The following is a 16,032-nucleotide window of genomic DNA, read 5'->3' on the forward strand; positions in this document are numbered from 1 at the left end:
CCCTGACGGTGGTCTATGCCACCTGTGATGCGGATTACCTTGTGGCGCTGCAAGCCGGACAGGATATGAAGTGTGAATTTCCGCACACTTCTGATCGCCATCCTGCTCATGAATCCTGTGTCGTCCGCTGCCCTGGCGCAGACACGGATCGGACTGGTCACGCTGACGCCCGCCACGCCGGTCGCCGTCAGTGATGCCCGCAGCGGGTATGCCTGGCAGCCCGTGCCCAGCGGCATGAACGAGCTCCGTGGCCGGGTGCTCACGTCGGTTCGTCAGCTCCTCCCGGCGGGCAGCCGCGTTCAGGTCGCGGTCATCGAACTGGGGGGCAGCGCCGCTCGCGTTGTCGCGGACGCCACCTTCTCCACCACCCGGCTGCCGACCACGTATCAGCTGTTCTACAGCCAGAACCGCCTGCAATCTGGGCGGTCACACGCGGTGCGCTGCACGGTCACCGACCGAACCGGGCGGGTGCTGTACCGCAGCGCGGACACGGCGCTGCCCCGGCTGCCGCGCGCGGTGCTCGATCTGGCCGTGCTGGATCTGAGGGGCAGGGCTCCGTGACGCTCACGCAGGCAGGGGGGTGACCGGGCCGCCGGGGGGCACGGCGGGCGGCAGAGGCTCCAGGGTGCCGCCCGCCAGCAGGGTGCTGAACTCCTCGCCGCTCAGGGTCTCACGCTTCATCAGGACGGCCACGATCTCGTGGACGCGGTGGAGCTGCTCGCGCACCAGGGCCACCGCCCGCCCGTAGGATTCATCGATCAGGGCACGGACGTCCTCATCAATGCGCTGAGCAGTCGATTCGCTCATGGCAGCCAGCTGGGGGCCGCCCCCCAGGAAATTCCCCTCGTCGGACGCGAAGGCCACCTTGCCGATGCGTCCACTCATGCCCCACTCGGTGACCATGCGCCGCGCGATGCCGGTGGCCTGCTGGAAGTCGTTCTGTGCCCCGGTCGTGACCTCGCCGTACACGACTTCCTCGGCGGCGCGGCCGGCCAGGGCGACCACGATCATGTCCTCCAGCGCAGCCTGCGTGACGTGCAGGCGGTCGTCGGCGTCCGGCATCATGTAGCCGGCCGCGCGGCCACGCGGCACCACCGTCAGTTTCGCCACCCGGTTCGCGTGCGGCAGCAGTTGGGCGGCCAGCGCGTGGCCGACCTCGTGGTACGCCGTGACCGTCCGGTCGGCTTCCCGCACCACCAGACTGCGGCGTTCCGGCCCCATCAGCACCCGGTCTCTGGCCTCGTCCACGTCCCGCGCCGTGATCCGGTTGCGCCCACTCCGCGCCGCCAGCAGCGCGGCCTCGTTCAGCAGGTTCTCCAGATCCGCTCCCACCATCCCCGCCGTGCGCCGCGCCACCACCCCCAGATCCACCGACGCGTCCAGCGGCTTCTTGCGCGCGTGGATCCGCAGGATCATCTCCCGCCCCCGCACGTCCGGCGCATCCACCACCACCTGCCGGTCAAACCGCCCGGGACGCAGCAGCGCGGCGTCCAGCACGTCGGGGCGGTTGGTGGCCGCCAGGATGATGACCTCCTGTCCGGAGCCGAAGCCGTCCATCTCGACGAGCAGCTGATTGAGGGTCTGTTCGCGTTCGTCGTTGCCGCCCTGCACCGAGATGCCGCGTTTTCTGCCGACCGCGTCGATCTCGTCGATGAAGACGATGCACGGCGCGGACTTGCGGGCCTGCTCGAAGAGGTCGCGCACCCGCGCGGCCCCGACGCCGACGAACATCTCGACGAAGTCCGACCCGGAAATACTGAAGTACGGGACTTTGGCCTCGCCGGCGACGGCCTTGGCGAGGAGGGTCTTCCCACTGCCGGGGGGGCCGACGAGGAGGACGCCGTGGGGGATGCGGGCGCCGAGGGAGTGGTACTTGTCGGGGGAGCGCAGGAAGTCGACGACTTCCTGGAGGTCGGCCTTGGCCTCGTCGCAGCCGGCGACGTCCTGGAAGGACAGCTTGATCTGCCCCTCCGCGATCACCGCCGCCTTCGACTTCCCGAAGGTGCTCGCGCTGCCTGTACCGCCCCCGCCCCGCATGCTGCGCCACAGCACCAGCAGGATCAGGCCGGTCAGCACCAGCGGCAGCGCCTGTCCGATCCACCCGAAGGCCGAGCCGCCCGGCACGATCCGCAGCGGCACCCCCGCTGCCCGGATGCGCTCCAGGGTCGCGCCGTCCGGCGGCACCACCAGTGTCCGGGCACGGCCGTTGGTGTCCTGATCGCATTCGGCGGCCCGCGTGCAGGGCAGGAAGGTCACGCTGGCGTTGCCCAGGCTGTCCAGGGTCACGGCCGCGACCCGTTTGTTCTTCAGGTCGGCAAAGAAGCGGTTGGTGGAATACCCGCCGCCCTGGCGAACCGTCGGCACCGCAGCCACCGTCCCGGCCGATCCGGCCGCTGCCGACGCCGCGTGAGCGAACCCCGACAGCAGCGTGGCCAGCACGCCGACAGCCAGGGCCGTCCACAGGCCACGCAGGGACAACCGGGGAGCCGGATGAAGGAGACGGGACATGCGTCATGCTACGCCAGCCGCCTGCGACCACACCGTCACCTGGGCCGCCTGGGGTGCCGATGGTGAACCCGGCGGGGGCATGGCCCTCAGGTTTCCGTCAGGCCCGGTTCGTATGCTGGGCCACATGCGTCCTGTCCATACCACCGCCCTGCTCGCCAGCACCCTGGCCCTGGGCCTCAGCGCCTGCACGGTCTCCGTCCGTCCCAACCTGGGGCTGCAGGTCAGCGGCAGCAACCTGATCAGCGGCCTGAAGCCCGACCGGGGCGAGGGCAGCACCTACGCCGTCGGCGAGAGCGTGCGGATCCTGGTCGGCACCCGCAGCCCCGGCTACGTCACCCTGGTGGCCCTCCAGAGCAACGGCTACGCCAGCGTCCTGGTTCGCAACGTCTACATACAGCCCGGCACGACGGCCTTCCCGCGTGCACAGGACGGTCAGTCCTTCACGGTCGCCCCGCCGCGTGGCGTGCAGCGCGTCCGCGCCATCTTCACCCGTGTGCGGCCGTCCTCGGATCTGGTCGTAAGCGGCACCTACGACAGCAGCGGCTTCAACACCGTCACCAACGCCTACGTGACCTCGTACCCGCAGGCCGACCGCGACGTGCAGGAGACCTTCTTCTACATCCGCTGAATCCCGGTGCCTCCAGTGCCAGCCGCCCCGCGCGGCTGGTTTTCCTTTACCCTCGCGGCATGTCCCTGACCTTCGCCGACGCCAGCGCCCGCGTGGACGCCTACATCTCCCAGTTCCGGGAGGGCTACTTCCCACCCCTGCTGATGCTGGCCCGCCTGACCGAGGAGACCGGCGAGATCGCCCGTGTCGTGGCGCACATGAATGGCAAGACGCCCAAGCCCGGCGAGGACGTGGGAGATCTGGAACTGGAACTGGCCGACCTGCTGTTCGTGATGGTCTGCATGGCGAACGAGCGAGGCCTGAGCCTGGAGCGCGGCTTCGAGCGGATGATGCACAAGGTCGAGACCCGCGACGCCACGAGGTGGACACGCCGGGAGGAGGCCGGGCCGGCCACCGGGGACGCCGGGACGACCGCACCGGCCCTCGACCCAGCCAATGAGGCATCGTAATCTCGGTCACACAGACGTTGATCCCGACAGGAGCCCACCATGACCGATCTGCGCTATCCCCTCGGCCCGATGCCCACCCCCCTGAGCCTGACCCCACCGGAGCGCCAGGACGCACTGGACGCGATCCGGGTACTCCCGGCCGAGCTGCGGGCCGCCGTGCAGGGGCTGGATGACCCGCAACTCGACACCCCGTACCGCGAGGGCGGCTGGACGCTGCGGCAGGTCGTCCACCACGTTGCCGACAGCCATATGAACGCCTACGTGCGCGTGAAGCTCGCCCTGACCGAGGAGAACCCGACCGTCAAGCCCTACGAGGAGCAGCTGTGGGCCGAACTGCCGGACTCGCGGCTGCCGGTTGACCTTAGCCTGGAACTGCTGGAGCGGCTGCACACCCGCCTGAGCGCCGTGCTGGAGGACGTGACCGACTTCGCCCGCCCGTGGACGCATCCCGCCCAGGGGCGCACGCTCACGCTGGACACGCTGCTGGGCATGTATGCGTGGCACGGCCGGCACCACGTGGCGCACGTCACGGGTCTGCGCGGGCGCCGGGGCTGGTAATGCAGTTCGGCCCGGAGCTGCACACGCCGATCCACCACCGCGCGGCCGGGGTGGTCATCCTGAATGCCGCCGGGGACATCCTGCTCGTCCGCGAGAAGGGCGTGCCGGAGCAGCGCCAGAAGGCCGGACTGTGGCACATCCCGAGCGGCACCGTCGAGGATGGCGAGAACCCGCAGGACACGGCCGTACGCGAGGCGTGGGAGGAGGCCGGCGTGCGCGTCCGGCTGCTCCGGTTCCTGGCCGCCTATGTGGGCCGCTTCCCGGACGGCGTGCCCGTGCTGCGCCACGCGTGGCTGGCCGAGGTCATGGACGGCTCGACCTTCCGCCCGGTCATGGCCGACGAGGTCACAGAGGTGCGCTACGTCCCGAAGGCCGACTTCGACGCCCTGTACGACGCCGGCCAGATCCGCATGCACCATACGAAGCTGTTCTACGAGGACGCCCTGCGCGAGCGAGATAGAGAAAAACGCTCTCCATTACTGGGGAGCGATTCCTCCTCATAGCTGATACGGGATTCAGTTGATTGCAGCGCAGGGCGGAGTCGTGAGCCAGAGACCCCTCACCCCAGCCCTCTCCCCTGGGGAGAGGGAGGAAGGAGCGCCGAGGGCGGAAGGGTGGGGGGTCTTGGATGCCGCGAACTCAACTGAATCCCGTATCAGGGCCGCCTTTACTCGTAACCCAGTTCCCGCAGCGCTTCCTCGTCCTCGCGCCAGTTGTTGATCACGATGACTTCCAGGCCCAGGTACACCTTGCGGTTCAGGAAGACCTCCAGCTGCTTGCGGGCGGCCTGACCGATCTCGCGCAGCTGCTTGCCACCGCTGCCGATGACCATGCCCTTGTGGGCGTTCTTCTCGACGACGATCTCGCCCTCGATGCGCTGCAGGCCGTCCTCGCGCTCCGTCCACGAGTTCACGCGGGTGGCGACCGCGTAGGGCAGCTCGTCGCGCAGCTTCTTCATGGCTTCCTCGCGGACGATCTCGGCGGCCCACATCTCGCGGGTCTGGTCGGATGCGCCGCCACGCGGGTAGAAGAAGGGGTTCTCCGGCAGGGCGGCCATGACCTGTTCGCGCAGGGTCATGACCGGCCCGGGATCGTTCTGCGCCGAGAGCGTGAGTTCGCTGGTCTCGCTGCTGCGGCCCTCCAGCAGTCCCCGGTACAGCTTCATGGCCTCGTCGGGGTACTTGGCGACGTCGCGCTTGTTGCCGACCAGGAACAGCGGCTTGGGCAGGTCGCGCACCTGATGGGCGACCAGGGTGTCCTCGTCGGTGGGCGGGTGGCGCAGATCCACGACCCAGATGATCACGTCGACGTCGGCCAGGGCGGCGTGAACCTCGTGGTTCATGTACTTGCCCAGGGCGTCCTTGGGCTTGTGCACGCCGGGCGTGTCCACGAACACGATCTGGTGCGTGTCGGTCGTGTGGATGCCCCGCACGCCCCGCCGGGTGGTCTGGGGGCGGGGGCTGGTCGGGGCGACCTTGGTGTTCAGGAACGCGTTCAGCAGGGTGCTCTTGCCCACGTTGGGCTTGCCGACGATGGCCACGAAGCCGCTGTGGGTGTCCGTGGGGGCATCATTGGAGGTCATGTGAAGATCAGTCATCGACAGCATTGTTTCATGGCGCGGCGCAGGCCGCTGCCGGGCCGGGCACCATTGCAGGACGCGCCGGCCCGGTCGGCCGATCCATATGGCAACAGCAAAGATGAAGATTGAATGAATTCAATGGTGGGAAACGGAGCAGACACCCGGGCCGTACTGTGGGGCATGAGAGGCCCAGTCCAGACCGATGCCCGCGCCCAGGTGCAGGACATGTTCGCCCAGAGCGTCGCCGTCCTGTCGCAGCCCAGCCCGGCCACCTTCGAGCGCTACGAGCGGCGGGGCAACCTGAACGCCGCGCTGCTGTACGTCATGGTCGCGGCGGTGGTGTCGGCGGTGATCGCCGCCGTCTTCTCGCTGTTCCACTCGGACGTCACGTTCTTCGGTCAGCTGATCTCGCGGCTGGTCACCATCCCCGTGCAGTTCCTGATCTTCACCGGGGCCGTGTACCTGATCGGCCGGAACCTCTTCAAGGGCACCGGCACCTACGCCGAGGTCGCGTACTCCTTCGCGCTGTTCTTCGTGCCCCTGAGTATCGTGAGCACCGTCATCGGCATCATTCCCATCCTGGGCTGGCTGGTGTCGTTCCTGATCGGTCTGGTGATGATCTACTTCGGGTTCCTGGCGGTGCAGTCGAGCATGAACCTGCGCGATCAGGGACAGTCCATCGCCACGCTGGTGCTGTCGTGGCTCGCGAGCTTCCTGGTGAGCCTGGTGATCGGCGGCTTCTTCGCCTCGATCTTCGCGGTGGGCCGGGCCATCACCGGGAACTGACCGGACGGCACACGTCGGGGGCGCGGCTGCACTGGCCGCGCCCCCGTCCGTTCTGGCCTACTGCTCGCCGTACACGTGAACCGCCACGTCCAGCTCGCCCCGGCCGCCCCCGTAGTACGTGCCGCGCACCGGGGAGATGTCGCTGTACTCACGGCCATGCCCGATCTTCACGTGCTTTTCCTGTGCCATGCAGTTGTTGGTGGGATCGTAGCCCAGCCAGCCGGTGCCGGGGATCAGCACCTCCACCCACGCATGGGTGGCCTCGGCGCCCTTCATCTCGCCCCCGGAATACAGGTAACCGCTCACGTAGCGCGCCGGAATACCAAGTTGCCGCGTGATGCCCAGCATGGCGTGCGTGAAGTCCTGGCACACACCACGCCCGTGCTGCGCGAACTCGGCGAGCGGCGTGCGGACGCCCGTGGCCTTGGTGTCGTATGTGAACCGCCGGAACAGGTAGGTCGTGAGATCCATCATGAAGTCCGGCAGGTCGTCGTCCTGACCGGGGCGCCGCACCCCGAAGATCTCGGGCCAGTCACCGGACGGGACGCGCGGACTGGCGACCAGGAATTCCGTGTTGCGCCGCCGCTCGGCCCGCAGGGTGCTCATGGGTGTGGCGGGGGGCAGCGGCTGCGCGTGCGTGTCCACGAGCGCCTGGGCCTCGATGGTCAGGCGCGTGTGGGGTTCGTGCACATGCACGTGGTGCACGATCGCCCCGAAGTAGTCCTTGCGCGACGTGATCTCGGCCTCGGGGGACACGTGCAGGTGGAACGACCGGACGGTCTGGCGGGTCTCCTGTGACGGGTGCAGCCGCACCTGGTTGAAGGAATCCCACGCCGGGACGGGGTAGCGGTACTCGGTGGTATGACGGATCTCGCAGCGCATAGTGGGACGCCCCTAGCCGGGCCGGGCCTGCCGCGCAGTGTGGCACGTTCCGAACCGGCACGCGCAGCCCCGGATGACCTTCGCAGAAGTGCTCATTCCTGCTCGAAGTACGCGGCGTTGATCGCGGCGCCCACCCGGTTGAAGTCGCCCAGCAGTTCCTCGATCGACGGATATTCGTCCTCGATGATGTGCTCGACGGTGGCGTACTGCAGCCGCGCGACCAGCCAGCGCGACAGCTTCAGGATCTCCGGGTGTGCTCCCGGATGGTGGCGGTCGATCTGCACCAGCGCGTCGTGCAGGTTCTCGGCGCTGTAGCGCACGGATCTGGGGAAATACTCGTCGAGCAGCAGGAATTCTGCGATCAGTGTGGGGTGCAGGCCGCTGTGCACACGTTTACGGTAGGCCTCATAGGCGCTCGCGCCCTTCAGGGCGCTCACCCAGCGCTGATCCTGCATCGTCCGGGCGGCGGGATCGTCGCGTCGGGCCTGGGCCACGGCGTCCTTCAGGCGCTGCTGCAGCACCCGCAGCGTGTTGTCGCCGCGTTCCAGGGTCTGCCCGGCCCGCATGAACGACCAGCCCTCGTCGCGCGGCAGGGTGGCGAACGCGATCCCGAAGAAGAACTGCGACGCGTCGCGGGCGGCCACGCAGTACTCGAACAGGCCGTCGTTGTCCAGGATGTCGCCGTTCTCGAAGCACAGCGTCAGGTACGCGCGGTTCAGGCTCTCCCACATCTCGCTGGGAATGCGGTCGCGCAGGCCCCGCGCGTTCTCGCGGGCCCGCAGCAGGGAACTGGCGATCGACCCCGGGTTGTCGCGGTCAAAGGCCATCCACGACGAGATCGAGCGGGCGTCCAGCCGGCCGTACTTGGCCCGCAGCTCCTGCTCGCCGCCCGTGAGATCCAGCAGCGGGGCCCAGTGCTCCCGTCCCCGCCCGGCGGTCTCCAGCGTGGCGTAGTAGTTCACGTTCAGCACGCGGGCCGTGTTCTCGGCACGTTCCATGTAGCGGCCGATCCAGTACAGGCTCTCGGCCAGCCGCGACAGCAGCAGCATTACCCCTCACCTCCCGTCAGTTCGTCCTTCTCCAGCTGCTGCTGGTACGAGTGCCCGCCCGGCGACGGGGGCGTGCCCTGCGACTGGGACTGCGACTGGCTGCCGCCCCCCGACTGCGACTGGGCCTGCCGCTGCGAGGAGACCGTGCTGTCCGGCGGGGTGTGGCTCTGCTCGTAGGCCTCGACCTGTGCCTCCTCGGCGATCCGCTCGCGCTCGCGGGCCTGGGCCCGGGACACGTGCAGATGCTGGCGATCCGGCGCCGCGTCGATCGGCACGGAGCCGAAGCCGCCCTGGAACTGCGACTGCGACTGGGACTGCGTCTGGCCGCCGGGCACGTCGCCGTGCAGCAGCTGGCTCATGCCGGTCGGCGTGGTCGGGCCGTCGTGGTCGAGCACCCAGGTGTCCTTGGAACCGCCGCCCTGGCTGGAATTCACGACCAGCGAGCCCCGCCGCAGCGCCACCCGCGTGAGCCCGCCGGGCACGATGGTCACCGGGTCGCCGCACAGCACGTACGGCCGCAGGTCGATGTGGGCACCCTCGAAGGCGGCACTGTCCGGGTAGAAGGTCGGGTGCCGGGACAGGCCCACCACCGGCTGCGCGATGAACTCGCGCGGGTTGGCCCGCACCTTCTCCAGATACGCCGTCGTCTCGGCTGCCGTGGCCGCCGGGCCGATCAGCATGCCGTAGCCGCCAGCCTCGCCCACCGCCTTGAACACCAGTTCGGGCGCATTGGCCAGCATGTGATCGAGGTGCTCGGCATTCCAGCCCAGGTAGGTGGGGACGTTGTTCAGCAGCGGTTCCTCGTTCAGGTAGTACCGGATCATGTCCGGCACGTAGGCGTACACGGCCTTGTCGTCGGCCACGCCGGTGCCGATGGCGTTGGCGATCGCCACGCGCCCCTGGCGGTAGACCTCGATCAGGCCCGGCACGCCCAGCGAGGAGTCGCGCCGGAACGCCAGCGGATCGAGGAAGTCGTCGTCCACGCGGCGGTAGATCACGTCCACCTGCTGCCGGCCGCCGGTCGTCCGCATCCACACGCGGCCCCCGTCCACGAACAGGTCGCGGCCCTCGACGAGTTCCACGCCCATCTGCTGCGCCAGGTACGCGTGCTCAAAGTACGCGCTGTTGTACATCCCCGGCGTGAGCACCACGACCGTGCCGTGCTCGCGCGGACTGACCGACGACAGCAGCCGCAGCAGCTCGGTCGGGTAGTGCTGTACCGGCCGCACGCCCTGGTTCTCGAACATGCCCGGGTAGATGCGGGTCATGGCCTGCCGGTTGGCCAGCAGGTACGACACGCCGCTGGGCGAGCGCAGGTTGTCCTCCAGCACGAGGTACTGTCCCTGCTCGTCACGGATCAGGTCGGTACCGACGATGTGGGTGTACAGCCCCTGCGGCGGCATCACGCCGTGTACCTCGCGGCGGAAGTGCACCGACGTGTACACCAGCTCGGCCGGGATCACACCGTCCCCCAGGATCTCGGCATCCGAATAGATGTCACGCAGGAAGGCGTTCAGGGCCTTGACGCGCTGGGTCAGGCCGGCCTCGACGTGCGCCCACTCGCTGGCCGCGATGATGCGCGGTACCGGATCGAAGGGAAAGGTGCGTTCGGTGCCCTGTGCGTCTCCGTAGACCGTGAACGTGATGCCCTGATTGCGGAAGGCGACGTCCAGCAGCTCGTGCCGGCGGTGGAATTCACGCACGCCCAGCCGGTCGAGGTACTCCAGCACCCCCTGGTAGTGGGGCCGGACGTCGCCCTGGGCCGTGAACATCTCGTCAAAGAACCTGCTCCCCGGCTCGTACTTCATCCCACTGGCCTCCTTCGCATCCCTGACACGGAAGATAGCCGGTTGGCGGGCCGTGCGCGCTGTCCGTGCAGGTTTAATGGAGGCCCGGACGGACAGGGGCCGCCGGAAGGGCGACCCCGCAGCTCGTGCCGGTGGGTGGCCCTCAGGGCACGACCCGGCGGCCGTCGGGGCCGTACTGCGTGAGTACGTCCTGCGCGGCCCCGGCCGCCCGGCCCGCCCGCGCCAGCGCCACGACCGCCCCACCGAAGCCCGCCCCGGTCATGCGGGCCCCGAAGATGTCCGGATGGGCCTGGAGCAGGGCCACCAGTGCGTCCACCTGCGGATGGCTGACCTCGTAGTCGTCGCGCAGAGACGCGTGGCTGGCATTCATCAGCTGCCCGAAGGCGGCGGCGTCCTCGCCCAGCCCGGCCAGCACGCGGGCGTTCTCGCTCACCACATGCCGCGCCCGCTTCTGGAGCAGTGCCGGCAGACCGTCCAGGGTGCCCACGTCGGTCACGTCGCGCAGTTCCTTCACGTCCAGCAGGCGACTGGCCTCCTCGACCTGCGCCCGGCGCTCGTTGTAGCCGCTCTCGGCCAGACGTCTGGGCACGCCGGAGTCGATCACCAGCACCTCCGCGCCTGCCGGGAAGGGCACGGCGCGGCGCTCCAGACTGCGCGTGTCGATGAGCAGCATGGTGGTCGTGTCAGCCAGACTGGAGGCCATCTGATCCATCACGCCGCACTTCACGCCCACGAACTCGTGCTCGACCTTCACGCCGCGCAGGGCCAGCGCCACGTCGTCCAGTTCCAGGGCGTACAGGTCGCGCAGTGCCCGCAGGGTGGCGACCTCCAGGGCCGCGCTGCTGCTCAGGCCGCCGCTGGGCACGTTGCCCTGGATGAACACGTCCAGCCCCTCCGTGACGCCGCTCAGGGTCAGGCACCCGGTGATGTACGGCGCGAACTCGCTGCCGACCTCGCCCACCGGCACGCGCAGGGTCGTGCGGCTGTTGGCGCTGTGCAGCACATGCTCGCCGCTGCGGTTGCGGCCCACGCTGACGGTGATGCGCTGCGGGATGGCGGTGGGCAGCACGAATCCGCCCTGGTAGTCGGTGTGTTCGCCCAGCAGGTTCACGCGGCCCGGCGCGGACGCAGAGGCCTCGGGGGCCCGCCCGAACACGGTCTCAAAGCTGCTCACGGGCCACCCCCTCCAGGGTCACGGCCCGCAGTTCCTGGGCGGCGACCTCGGGGAATTTGTCGTTGGCGAACTCGCCCGCGCCCTGTTCGGTGCCCGCGAGGTACTTCATGCGGCCCGGTGCCCGCAGGTACGGATAGACCTCAATGTGCAGCGGGAACGCCGGATGGAGTCCGTCCAGCGGGGCCTGATGCACCGTCAGCAGGTACGGCATGCGGCCCCCGAACAGGCCGTCGAGCCGCCGCAGGGCGTCGCGCAGCACGCGCGCAAAGCTGGCCCGCTCGGTGCCCGTCAGCTCGGACAGCAGACTGACCGGCCGCGCCGGCAGCACCCACGTCTCGTAGGTGTAGCGGGCAAACGGCGGCACCACACTGAGCGCCTCGCCGTCGTCGTGCACGATCCGCTCGCCGGCGGTGCGCTCCTCCGGCACGAAGTCCGCGAGCCACGGGCGGCCCAGATCCGCGTGGAAGGCCTCGGCACTGCGCAGCATGGTCGCCTGCACGGGCGGGATGTGGTCGTAGGCGTACAGCTGTCCGTGCGGGTGGTGCAGCGTCACGCCGACCTCCACGCCCCGGTTCTCGAAGGCCAGCACGCTCTTGATCTGCCCGGTCGCCGCCAGCCGCGTCGTGCGGTCGGCCCACACCTGGAGCAGCAGATCCATCTGGGCGTCGGTCAGGTCGCACAGGCGGCCCCCCGCGTCCTGACTGAACACCACGACCTCGCACGCGCCCACGCCGGCGCGGGTCTCGGCGGGGCCGGGCTCCGGGGCCGGGGCGGTCAGGGTCAGGCTGGGAAAGCGGTTCTGGAACACGGCGATGTCGTACTGGCCGCGCGGCAGCTCGGTCGGGTGCTCGGGGTCGCTGGTCGGGGCCAGGGGGTTGTACTCGGGTGGCGGCAGGAAGGTGCGGCCCAGGCGGTGCGCGGCGTACATCACCCACTCGCCGCGCAGGGGATGCCACCGCATGACCGGGCGCGCGTCCACCGGCTCCGGGCTGGGGCTGGGAATCTCGCTATCCACGCGGATCGGCTGCAGGCCGTACAGCGTCAGCGAGCGCCCATCGGGCTTCATGAAGTCCTCTTGGTGCATGGGTGCCATCCTATCCTCCTGGGTTCGTCCGGTTCCGGGTTCGCGGCAGGCCACCGGCCCGGCCGGACACACGTCCAGACCGGGCCGGGGTGGGCCAGATCCCTACTTGATGTTGCTGCTGACTTCCTTCAGTGCGCCGTCCAGGATCGTGCGGTAGTCGGGCGTGCGCTTCTGCACGCTCTGCGCGACCGCGCTGCCCCACGGCCCCCAGATCGCGCCCATCTGCGGCACGTTCGGCATGGGGGTGCCGGCCGAGATGGCCTTCCCGAAGCCCTGCACGATGGGGTTGCTCTTGAGTTTGGTGCGGGCCGCCAGGCTGACCGGAATACGCCCGCCCGCCTGGTTGAACGACGCCTGCGAGTCCTGCATGACCAGCATCTTGGCGAACTGTGCGGCCACTGTCTTGTTCTTGCCGTAGGCGTTCAGGATCACGCCCTGCACGCCCACGAAGGGCGACCACTTCGACGTCGCGCCGGGAGGGGTGGGCAAATTCGCGATGCCGTAGTCGATCCCGGCCTTGCGGATGTCGCCCATGTCCCACGGGCCGGTGATCAGCATGCCCAGCCGGCCGTCCACGAAGGCCCCCTTGGCGGCGTCGGCAGTCACCCCTTCCGGCACGAGGTTGTACTTGTAGCGCAGGTCGTTCATGAGGCTCACGGCCTTCAGCGCCCCGGCGTTGCCGATGCCCACGTCCTTGACGTTCAGGGTGCCGCCATTGTTCTTGAAGATGTAGCTGCCGTAGGCGCTGAAGATCCCGTAGTTGGCATAGGCGTTGTTCAGGTCAACGAGGAAGCCGAACTTGCCATTTCCGGTGTTCGCCTGCGCCACCTTGATGAACTCGTCCCAGGTGGTCGGCGCGGTCTTCACGATCTTCTTGTTGTAGATCAGCGCGACGGACTCCGCGAACATGGGCAGGCCGAACAGTTTGCCGTTGTAGGTCATGGCGCTCACGGCAGTCTTGTCGAGATCCGTCTTGGAGGTCAGGTACTTGTCGAGCGGCTCGATCACGCCGGCCGACGCGAGCTGGCCCAGCCGATCCTGCGGCAGGGTCACGACCATGTCCGGCCCCTGACCCTTGGGCGCGGCCTGGAGCAGCTTGTCCGGGATCTGATCCAGGGGCAGGGCCACGATGTTCACCGTGTTGCCAGTGGCCTTCTGGAACGCGGCGGCCTGGGCGCGGATCCACGCGACCTCGGCGGCGTCCGTGAAGTGGTTCCACACGGTCAGCGTGGCGGCCGACGCCTGCGAGGCGAGCACGAGGGCGGTGATGGTCAGCAGTCTGTTCATGGTTCCTCCTGTAGGAAGCGGATGGGGGGCGGAAGGATCGGGCGGGGCCGGAGGGTCAGACCCGCTCCGGGGGCGTGGCGAGCAGGCTGGCGGTCTCGATGAACAGCGAGCTGACCGGCAGGAGCACGTGCCCCTGCCACGTCACGGTCTCGGCGGTCCAGTTCTGCACCAGGGTGTGGTCACCGCGCCGTGACACACGCATGCCCTCGGGCAGCGGCGTGACCTCGATTCCGGCCGCGTGCAGGACATCCCCGAGCACGCCCTGGATCAGCGTGTCGCTGTGGGCACCGATGACGGTCACGGGCCCGCGCCGGGTCACGGCGGCGTGACCGTCCAGCGGGCCGCCCGCGTAGGTGGCAAGCACCTGTGTGTCCTGCGGGGCGTAGGCCTCGGCCCACAGCCGGGCGGCGTGGGTGCTGCCCCCCAGCGTCACGTCCTGCGTGAGTCCGGCCGGCAGCGAGTCGAAGTTCAGCGGGCGCACGCCGAGGAGCCCTGCCAGTGGCCCGGCTCCGCCGCCGTCCTGGGCCCGCCCGGAGTGCTGACGCAGCGCGGTGCGTGGCCCGAAGACCACGTGGGCGTGCGTGGCGGCGGCTTCCAGTTGGGCGGCCCGCTCCGGCGTCATGACTGTCAGGGCCGGCGCGACGATCACGGCGTAGGGGGTCAGGTCAGCGTCGGGATGCACGATGTCCACGTCCACGCCCAGCGAGCGCAGGGCACGGTAATACGCGAAGGTCTGGGCCCAGTAGTTCATCCCCACCGCGTGAGGCTGGGCGTTGTAGGCCCACAGGCTGTCGTAGTCGTGGAGCAGCGCGACGCGGTTCACGACTGGCACCAGCGGGTAGGCCGCCGTGTCGATGCCCTGCACCTCGGCGTACCCGCGATCCGGCGTGCCGTCGTGCCGGAGCAGGCCCGAGTGCAGCTGTTCCTGGGCCATGGTGGCGGCCTGCCAGCGGAAGTACGCGACGCCGTCCGCCCCGTGGGCCCACGCCTGCGCCGTCCACAGGGCCACCGCGCCCGCCGCCGGCAGGGGGTTCGACGGAGCCCAGTCGATCTGCCCGCACTGCTGCTCCATGATCCAGTGGCCGTGGCCGGTCAGGCCCCGGTAGACGTCGTGGTTGAAGGCGGTGATGTCCGGGTGGCCGGTGCGGGCGTATGCCACGGCCACCTCCGGCTCCATGACCTGCCACTCGCCGATGGCGGTCAGCGTGCCGGTCGGGTACGAGTCCCAGCTGGCGAAGTCCAGCCCCCGGCTCAGCTCATAGTGGTCATAGGCGCTGAAGAAGCCCATGAAGTTGTGCGTCGCGAAGCGGCCGGGCGAGCAGTCCCGCAGGATCTCCACCTGCTCGGCCTGGAAGGACGCCAGCACGCCGGACGTGAAGCGCATGAAATCCAGCGTGTGCGACGGGCTGCACGCGGCCACCGCCTGCCCCGGCAGCGGGATCTGTGCCCAGTCGCTGTACTCCATGCTCCAGAACACGTTCCCCCACGCGGCGTTCAGGGCGTCCAGAGTGCCGTAGCGGGCCTGGAGCCACGTCTGGAAGGCGCTGCGGGCGGCGGGCGTGTACGTCTGGGCCGTGTCTCCCCACCCGAACTCGTTGTCGGTCTGCCAGCCGATCACTGCCGGATGCTGACCGTAACGCTCGGCCAGGGCCCGGGTGATCCGGCGCGAGTGCTCGCGGAACACCGGGCTGGCCGGGTCGGAGTGGCGGCGCGACCCGAAGGCCTTCACGCGGCCGTCCCGGCCCACCGGCAGGATCTCCGGGTGGGCCTGCACCAGCCACGCGGGCGGCGCGGCGGTGGGGGTACACAGCACGACCTTCAGGCCCTCGGCTGCCGCGACCTCGATGGCCTCGTCTAGCCACGCCCAGTCGTACTCGCCGGGGCGCGGTTCCATGCGGCTCCACGCGAACTCGGCCAGCCGCACGAAGGACAGGCCCAGCTCGCGCTGCTGCCGCGCAAAATCGGGCCACAGGGTGGGGGAGACGTGCTCCGGGTAATCGCAGACGCCCAGCAGCAGGGCGGATGAGGGTTCAGGTGACATGACACGCTCCAAGCACGGAGATGAGGATGACCGGACGCCGTCTTGGATGGCACCGGGGCAGTTGACGCGCAGTCGCGCCAGCAGGAATAGATGTGACCGGAGGCTACCTACTGTTACGGTTAACAGTTGTGTGCTGAGGCAGGATTCATAGGCGCTCGCGGCCTGGATGTGAACCGGCGCAGCGATACGCCGTGGGGCG

General features: G+C 69.2%; 15 protein-coding genes. 6 read left to right on the forward strand and 9 right to left on the reverse strand.

Annotation, left to right across the window (positions count from 1 at the left end):
- Window positions 1–72: 72 nt before the first annotated feature.
- Entirely contained in the window at window positions 73–561 is a 489-nt protein-coding gene (locus U2P90_RS06945; RefSeq protein WP_322474344.1) for a YbaY family lipoprotein, read from the forward strand.
- Between the two features lie 3 nt (window positions 562–564).
- Here U2P90_RS06945 and ftsH read toward each other — a convergent pair whose 3' ends face one another.
- A complete protein-coding gene (gene ftsH / locus U2P90_RS06950) occupies window positions 565–2,508 on the reverse strand; it encodes an ATP-dependent zinc metalloprotease FtsH (protein WP_322474345.1) in 1,944 nt (647 codons plus the stop codon).
- A 124-nt stretch (window positions 2,509–2,632) separates the two neighbouring features.
- On the opposite strand from ftsH, the gene U2P90_RS06955 reads away from it, so the two are divergent.
- The 4 genes from U2P90_RS06955 to U2P90_RS06970 are packed head-to-tail and all read left to right on the forward strand — an operon-like array spanning window position 2,633 to window position 4,646.
- Entirely contained in the window at window positions 2,633–3,136 is a 504-nt protein-coding gene (locus tag U2P90_RS06955) for a DUF4384 domain-containing protein (protein ID WP_322474346.1), read from the forward strand.
- 59 nt (window positions 3,137–3,195) lie between these two features.
- A complete protein-coding gene (locus U2P90_RS06960; protein WP_322474347.1) occupies window positions 3,196–3,585 on the forward strand; it encodes a nucleotide pyrophosphohydrolase in 390 nt (129 codons plus the stop codon).
- A 39-nt stretch (window positions 3,586–3,624) separates the two neighbouring features.
- A complete protein-coding gene (locus U2P90_RS06965; RefSeq protein ID WP_322474348.1) occupies window positions 3,625–4,143 on the forward strand; it encodes a YfiT family bacillithiol transferase in 519 nt (172 codons plus the stop codon).
- Window positions 4,143–4,646: a Nudix hydrolase gene (locus U2P90_RS06970; RefSeq protein WP_322474349.1), complete on the forward strand. Its 504-nt coding sequence runs from the start codon at window positions 4,143–4,145 to the stop codon at window positions 4,644–4,646. Before U2P90_RS06965 ends, U2P90_RS06970 begins: the two co-directional genes overlap by 1 nt.
- A 164-nt stretch (window positions 4,647–4,810) precedes the next feature.
- Here the strand turns inward: U2P90_RS06970 and era are convergent, their stop codons facing one another.
- Window positions 4,811–5,740 (reverse strand): GTPase Era, encoded by a 930-nt coding sequence (gene era / locus U2P90_RS06975; RefSeq protein WP_295815688.1) that lies wholly within the window; start codon window positions 5,738–5,740, stop codon window positions 4,811–4,813.
- Window positions 5,741–5,902: 162 nt separating this feature from the next.
- Between era and U2P90_RS06980 the strand changes: the two genes are divergently transcribed.
- Window positions 5,903–6,508 carry a YIP1 family protein gene (locus tag U2P90_RS06980; protein ID WP_295815690.1) on the forward strand — a complete coding sequence of 202 codons (606 nt, stop codon included), beginning with the start codon at window positions 5,903–5,905 and terminating at the stop codon, window positions 6,506–6,508.
- 57 nt (window positions 6,509–6,565) lie between these two features.
- Here the strand turns inward: U2P90_RS06980 and U2P90_RS06985 are convergent, their stop codons facing one another.
- The 7 genes from U2P90_RS06985 to U2P90_RS07015 all read right to left on the reverse strand — a co-directional run bounded on the left by U2P90_RS06985 (window position 6,566) and on the right by U2P90_RS07015 (window position 15,833).
- On the reverse strand, window positions 6,566–7,390 hold the full coding sequence (locus tag U2P90_RS06985; protein ID WP_295815692.1) for a transglutaminase family protein: 825 nt from the start codon (window positions 7,388–7,390) through the stop codon (window positions 6,566–6,568).
- Between the two features lie 92 nt (window positions 7,391–7,482).
- Window positions 7,483–8,439, reverse strand: coding sequence for an alpha-E domain-containing protein (locus U2P90_RS06990; protein ID WP_295815694.1), 957 nt, complete (start codon window positions 8,437–8,439; stop codon window positions 7,483–7,485).
- A complete protein-coding gene (locus U2P90_RS06995) occupies window positions 8,439–10,247 on the reverse strand; it encodes a circularly permuted type 2 ATP-grasp protein (protein ID WP_322474350.1) in 1,809 nt (602 codons plus the stop codon). The genes U2P90_RS06990 and U2P90_RS06995 overlap by 1 nt, the downstream gene beginning before the upstream one ends.
- Before the next feature lie 142 nt (window positions 10,248–10,389).
- Window positions 10,390–11,421 carry a galactokinase gene (galK, locus tag U2P90_RS07000; RefSeq protein ID WP_322474351.1) on the reverse strand — a complete coding sequence of 344 codons (1,032 nt, stop codon included), beginning with the start codon at window positions 11,419–11,421 and terminating at the stop codon, window positions 10,390–10,392.
- Complete coding sequence (gene galT / locus U2P90_RS07005) at window positions 11,408–12,505, reverse strand: galactose-1-phosphate uridylyltransferase (RefSeq protein WP_322474352.1); 1,098 nt, start codon at window positions 12,503–12,505, stop codon at window positions 11,408–11,410. The genes galK and galT overlap by 14 nt, the downstream gene beginning before the upstream one ends.
- A 102-nt stretch (window positions 12,506–12,607) precedes the next feature.
- On the reverse strand, window positions 12,608–13,792 hold the full coding sequence (locus U2P90_RS07010) for a maltose ABC transporter substrate-binding protein (RefSeq protein ID WP_322474353.1): 1,185 nt from the start codon (window positions 13,790–13,792) through the stop codon (window positions 12,608–12,610).
- A 55-nt stretch (window positions 13,793–13,847) separates the two neighbouring features.
- Entirely contained in the window at window positions 13,848–15,833 is a 1,986-nt protein-coding gene (locus U2P90_RS07015; protein ID WP_322474354.1) for a beta-galactosidase, read from the reverse strand.
- Window positions 15,834–16,032: the final 199 nt, after the last annotated feature.

The organism is Deinococcus sp. AB2017081 (genome assembly GCF_034440735.1).
GTDB classification, from domain to species: Bacteria; Deinococcota; Deinococci; order Deinococcales; family Deinococcaceae; genus Deinococcus; species Deinococcus rufus.

What these genes read in the sequence shown, in the direction of transcription:
- ftsH (WP_322474345.1), bottom strand. Translation starts at nt 2,508, where the DNA reads ATGTCCCGTCTCCTTCATCCGGCTCCCCGGTTGTCCCTGCGTGGCCTG.
- U2P90_RS06955 (WP_322474346.1), top strand. Translation starts at nt 2,633, where the DNA reads ATGCGTCCTGTCCATACCACCGCCCTGCTCGCCAGCACCCTGGCCCTG.
- U2P90_RS06960 (WP_322474347.1), top strand. Translation starts at nt 3,196, where the DNA reads ATGTCCCTGACCTTCGCCGACGCCAGCGCCCGCGTGGACGCCTACATC.
- U2P90_RS06965 (WP_322474348.1), top strand. Translation starts at nt 3,625, where the DNA reads ATGACCGATCTGCGCTATCCCCTCGGCCCGATGCCCACCCCCCTGAGC.
- U2P90_RS06970 (WP_322474349.1), top strand. Translation starts at nt 4,143, where the DNA reads ATGCAGTTCGGCCCGGAGCTGCACACGCCGATCCACCACCGCGCGGCC.
- era (WP_295815688.1), bottom strand. Translation starts at nt 5,740, where the DNA reads ATGACTGATCTTCACATGACCTCCAATGATGCCCCCACGGACACCCAC.
- U2P90_RS06980 (WP_295815690.1), top strand. Translation starts at nt 5,903, where the DNA reads ATGAGAGGCCCAGTCCAGACCGATGCCCGCGCCCAGGTGCAGGACATG.
- U2P90_RS06985 (WP_295815692.1), bottom strand. Translation starts at nt 7,390, where the DNA reads ATGCGCTGCGAGATCCGTCATACCACCGAGTACCGCTACCCCGTCCCG.
- U2P90_RS06990 (WP_295815694.1), bottom strand. Translation starts at nt 8,439, where the DNA reads ATGCTGCTGCTGTCGCGGCTGGCCGAGAGCCTGTACTGGATCGGCCGC.
- U2P90_RS06995 (WP_322474350.1), bottom strand. Translation starts at nt 10,247, where the DNA reads ATGAAGTACGAGCCGGGGAGCAGGTTCTTTGACGAGATGTTCACGGCC.
- galT (WP_322474352.1), bottom strand. Translation starts at nt 12,505, where the DNA reads ATGCACCAAGAGGACTTCATGAAGCCCGATGGGCGCTCGCTGACGCTG.
- U2P90_RS07010 (WP_322474353.1), bottom strand. Translation starts at nt 13,792, where the DNA reads ATGAACAGACTGCTGACCATCACCGCCCTCGTGCTCGCCTCGCAGGCG.
- U2P90_RS07015 (WP_322474354.1), bottom strand. Translation starts at nt 15,833, where the DNA reads ATGTCACCTGAACCCTCATCCGCCCTGCTGCTGGGCGTCTGCGATTAC.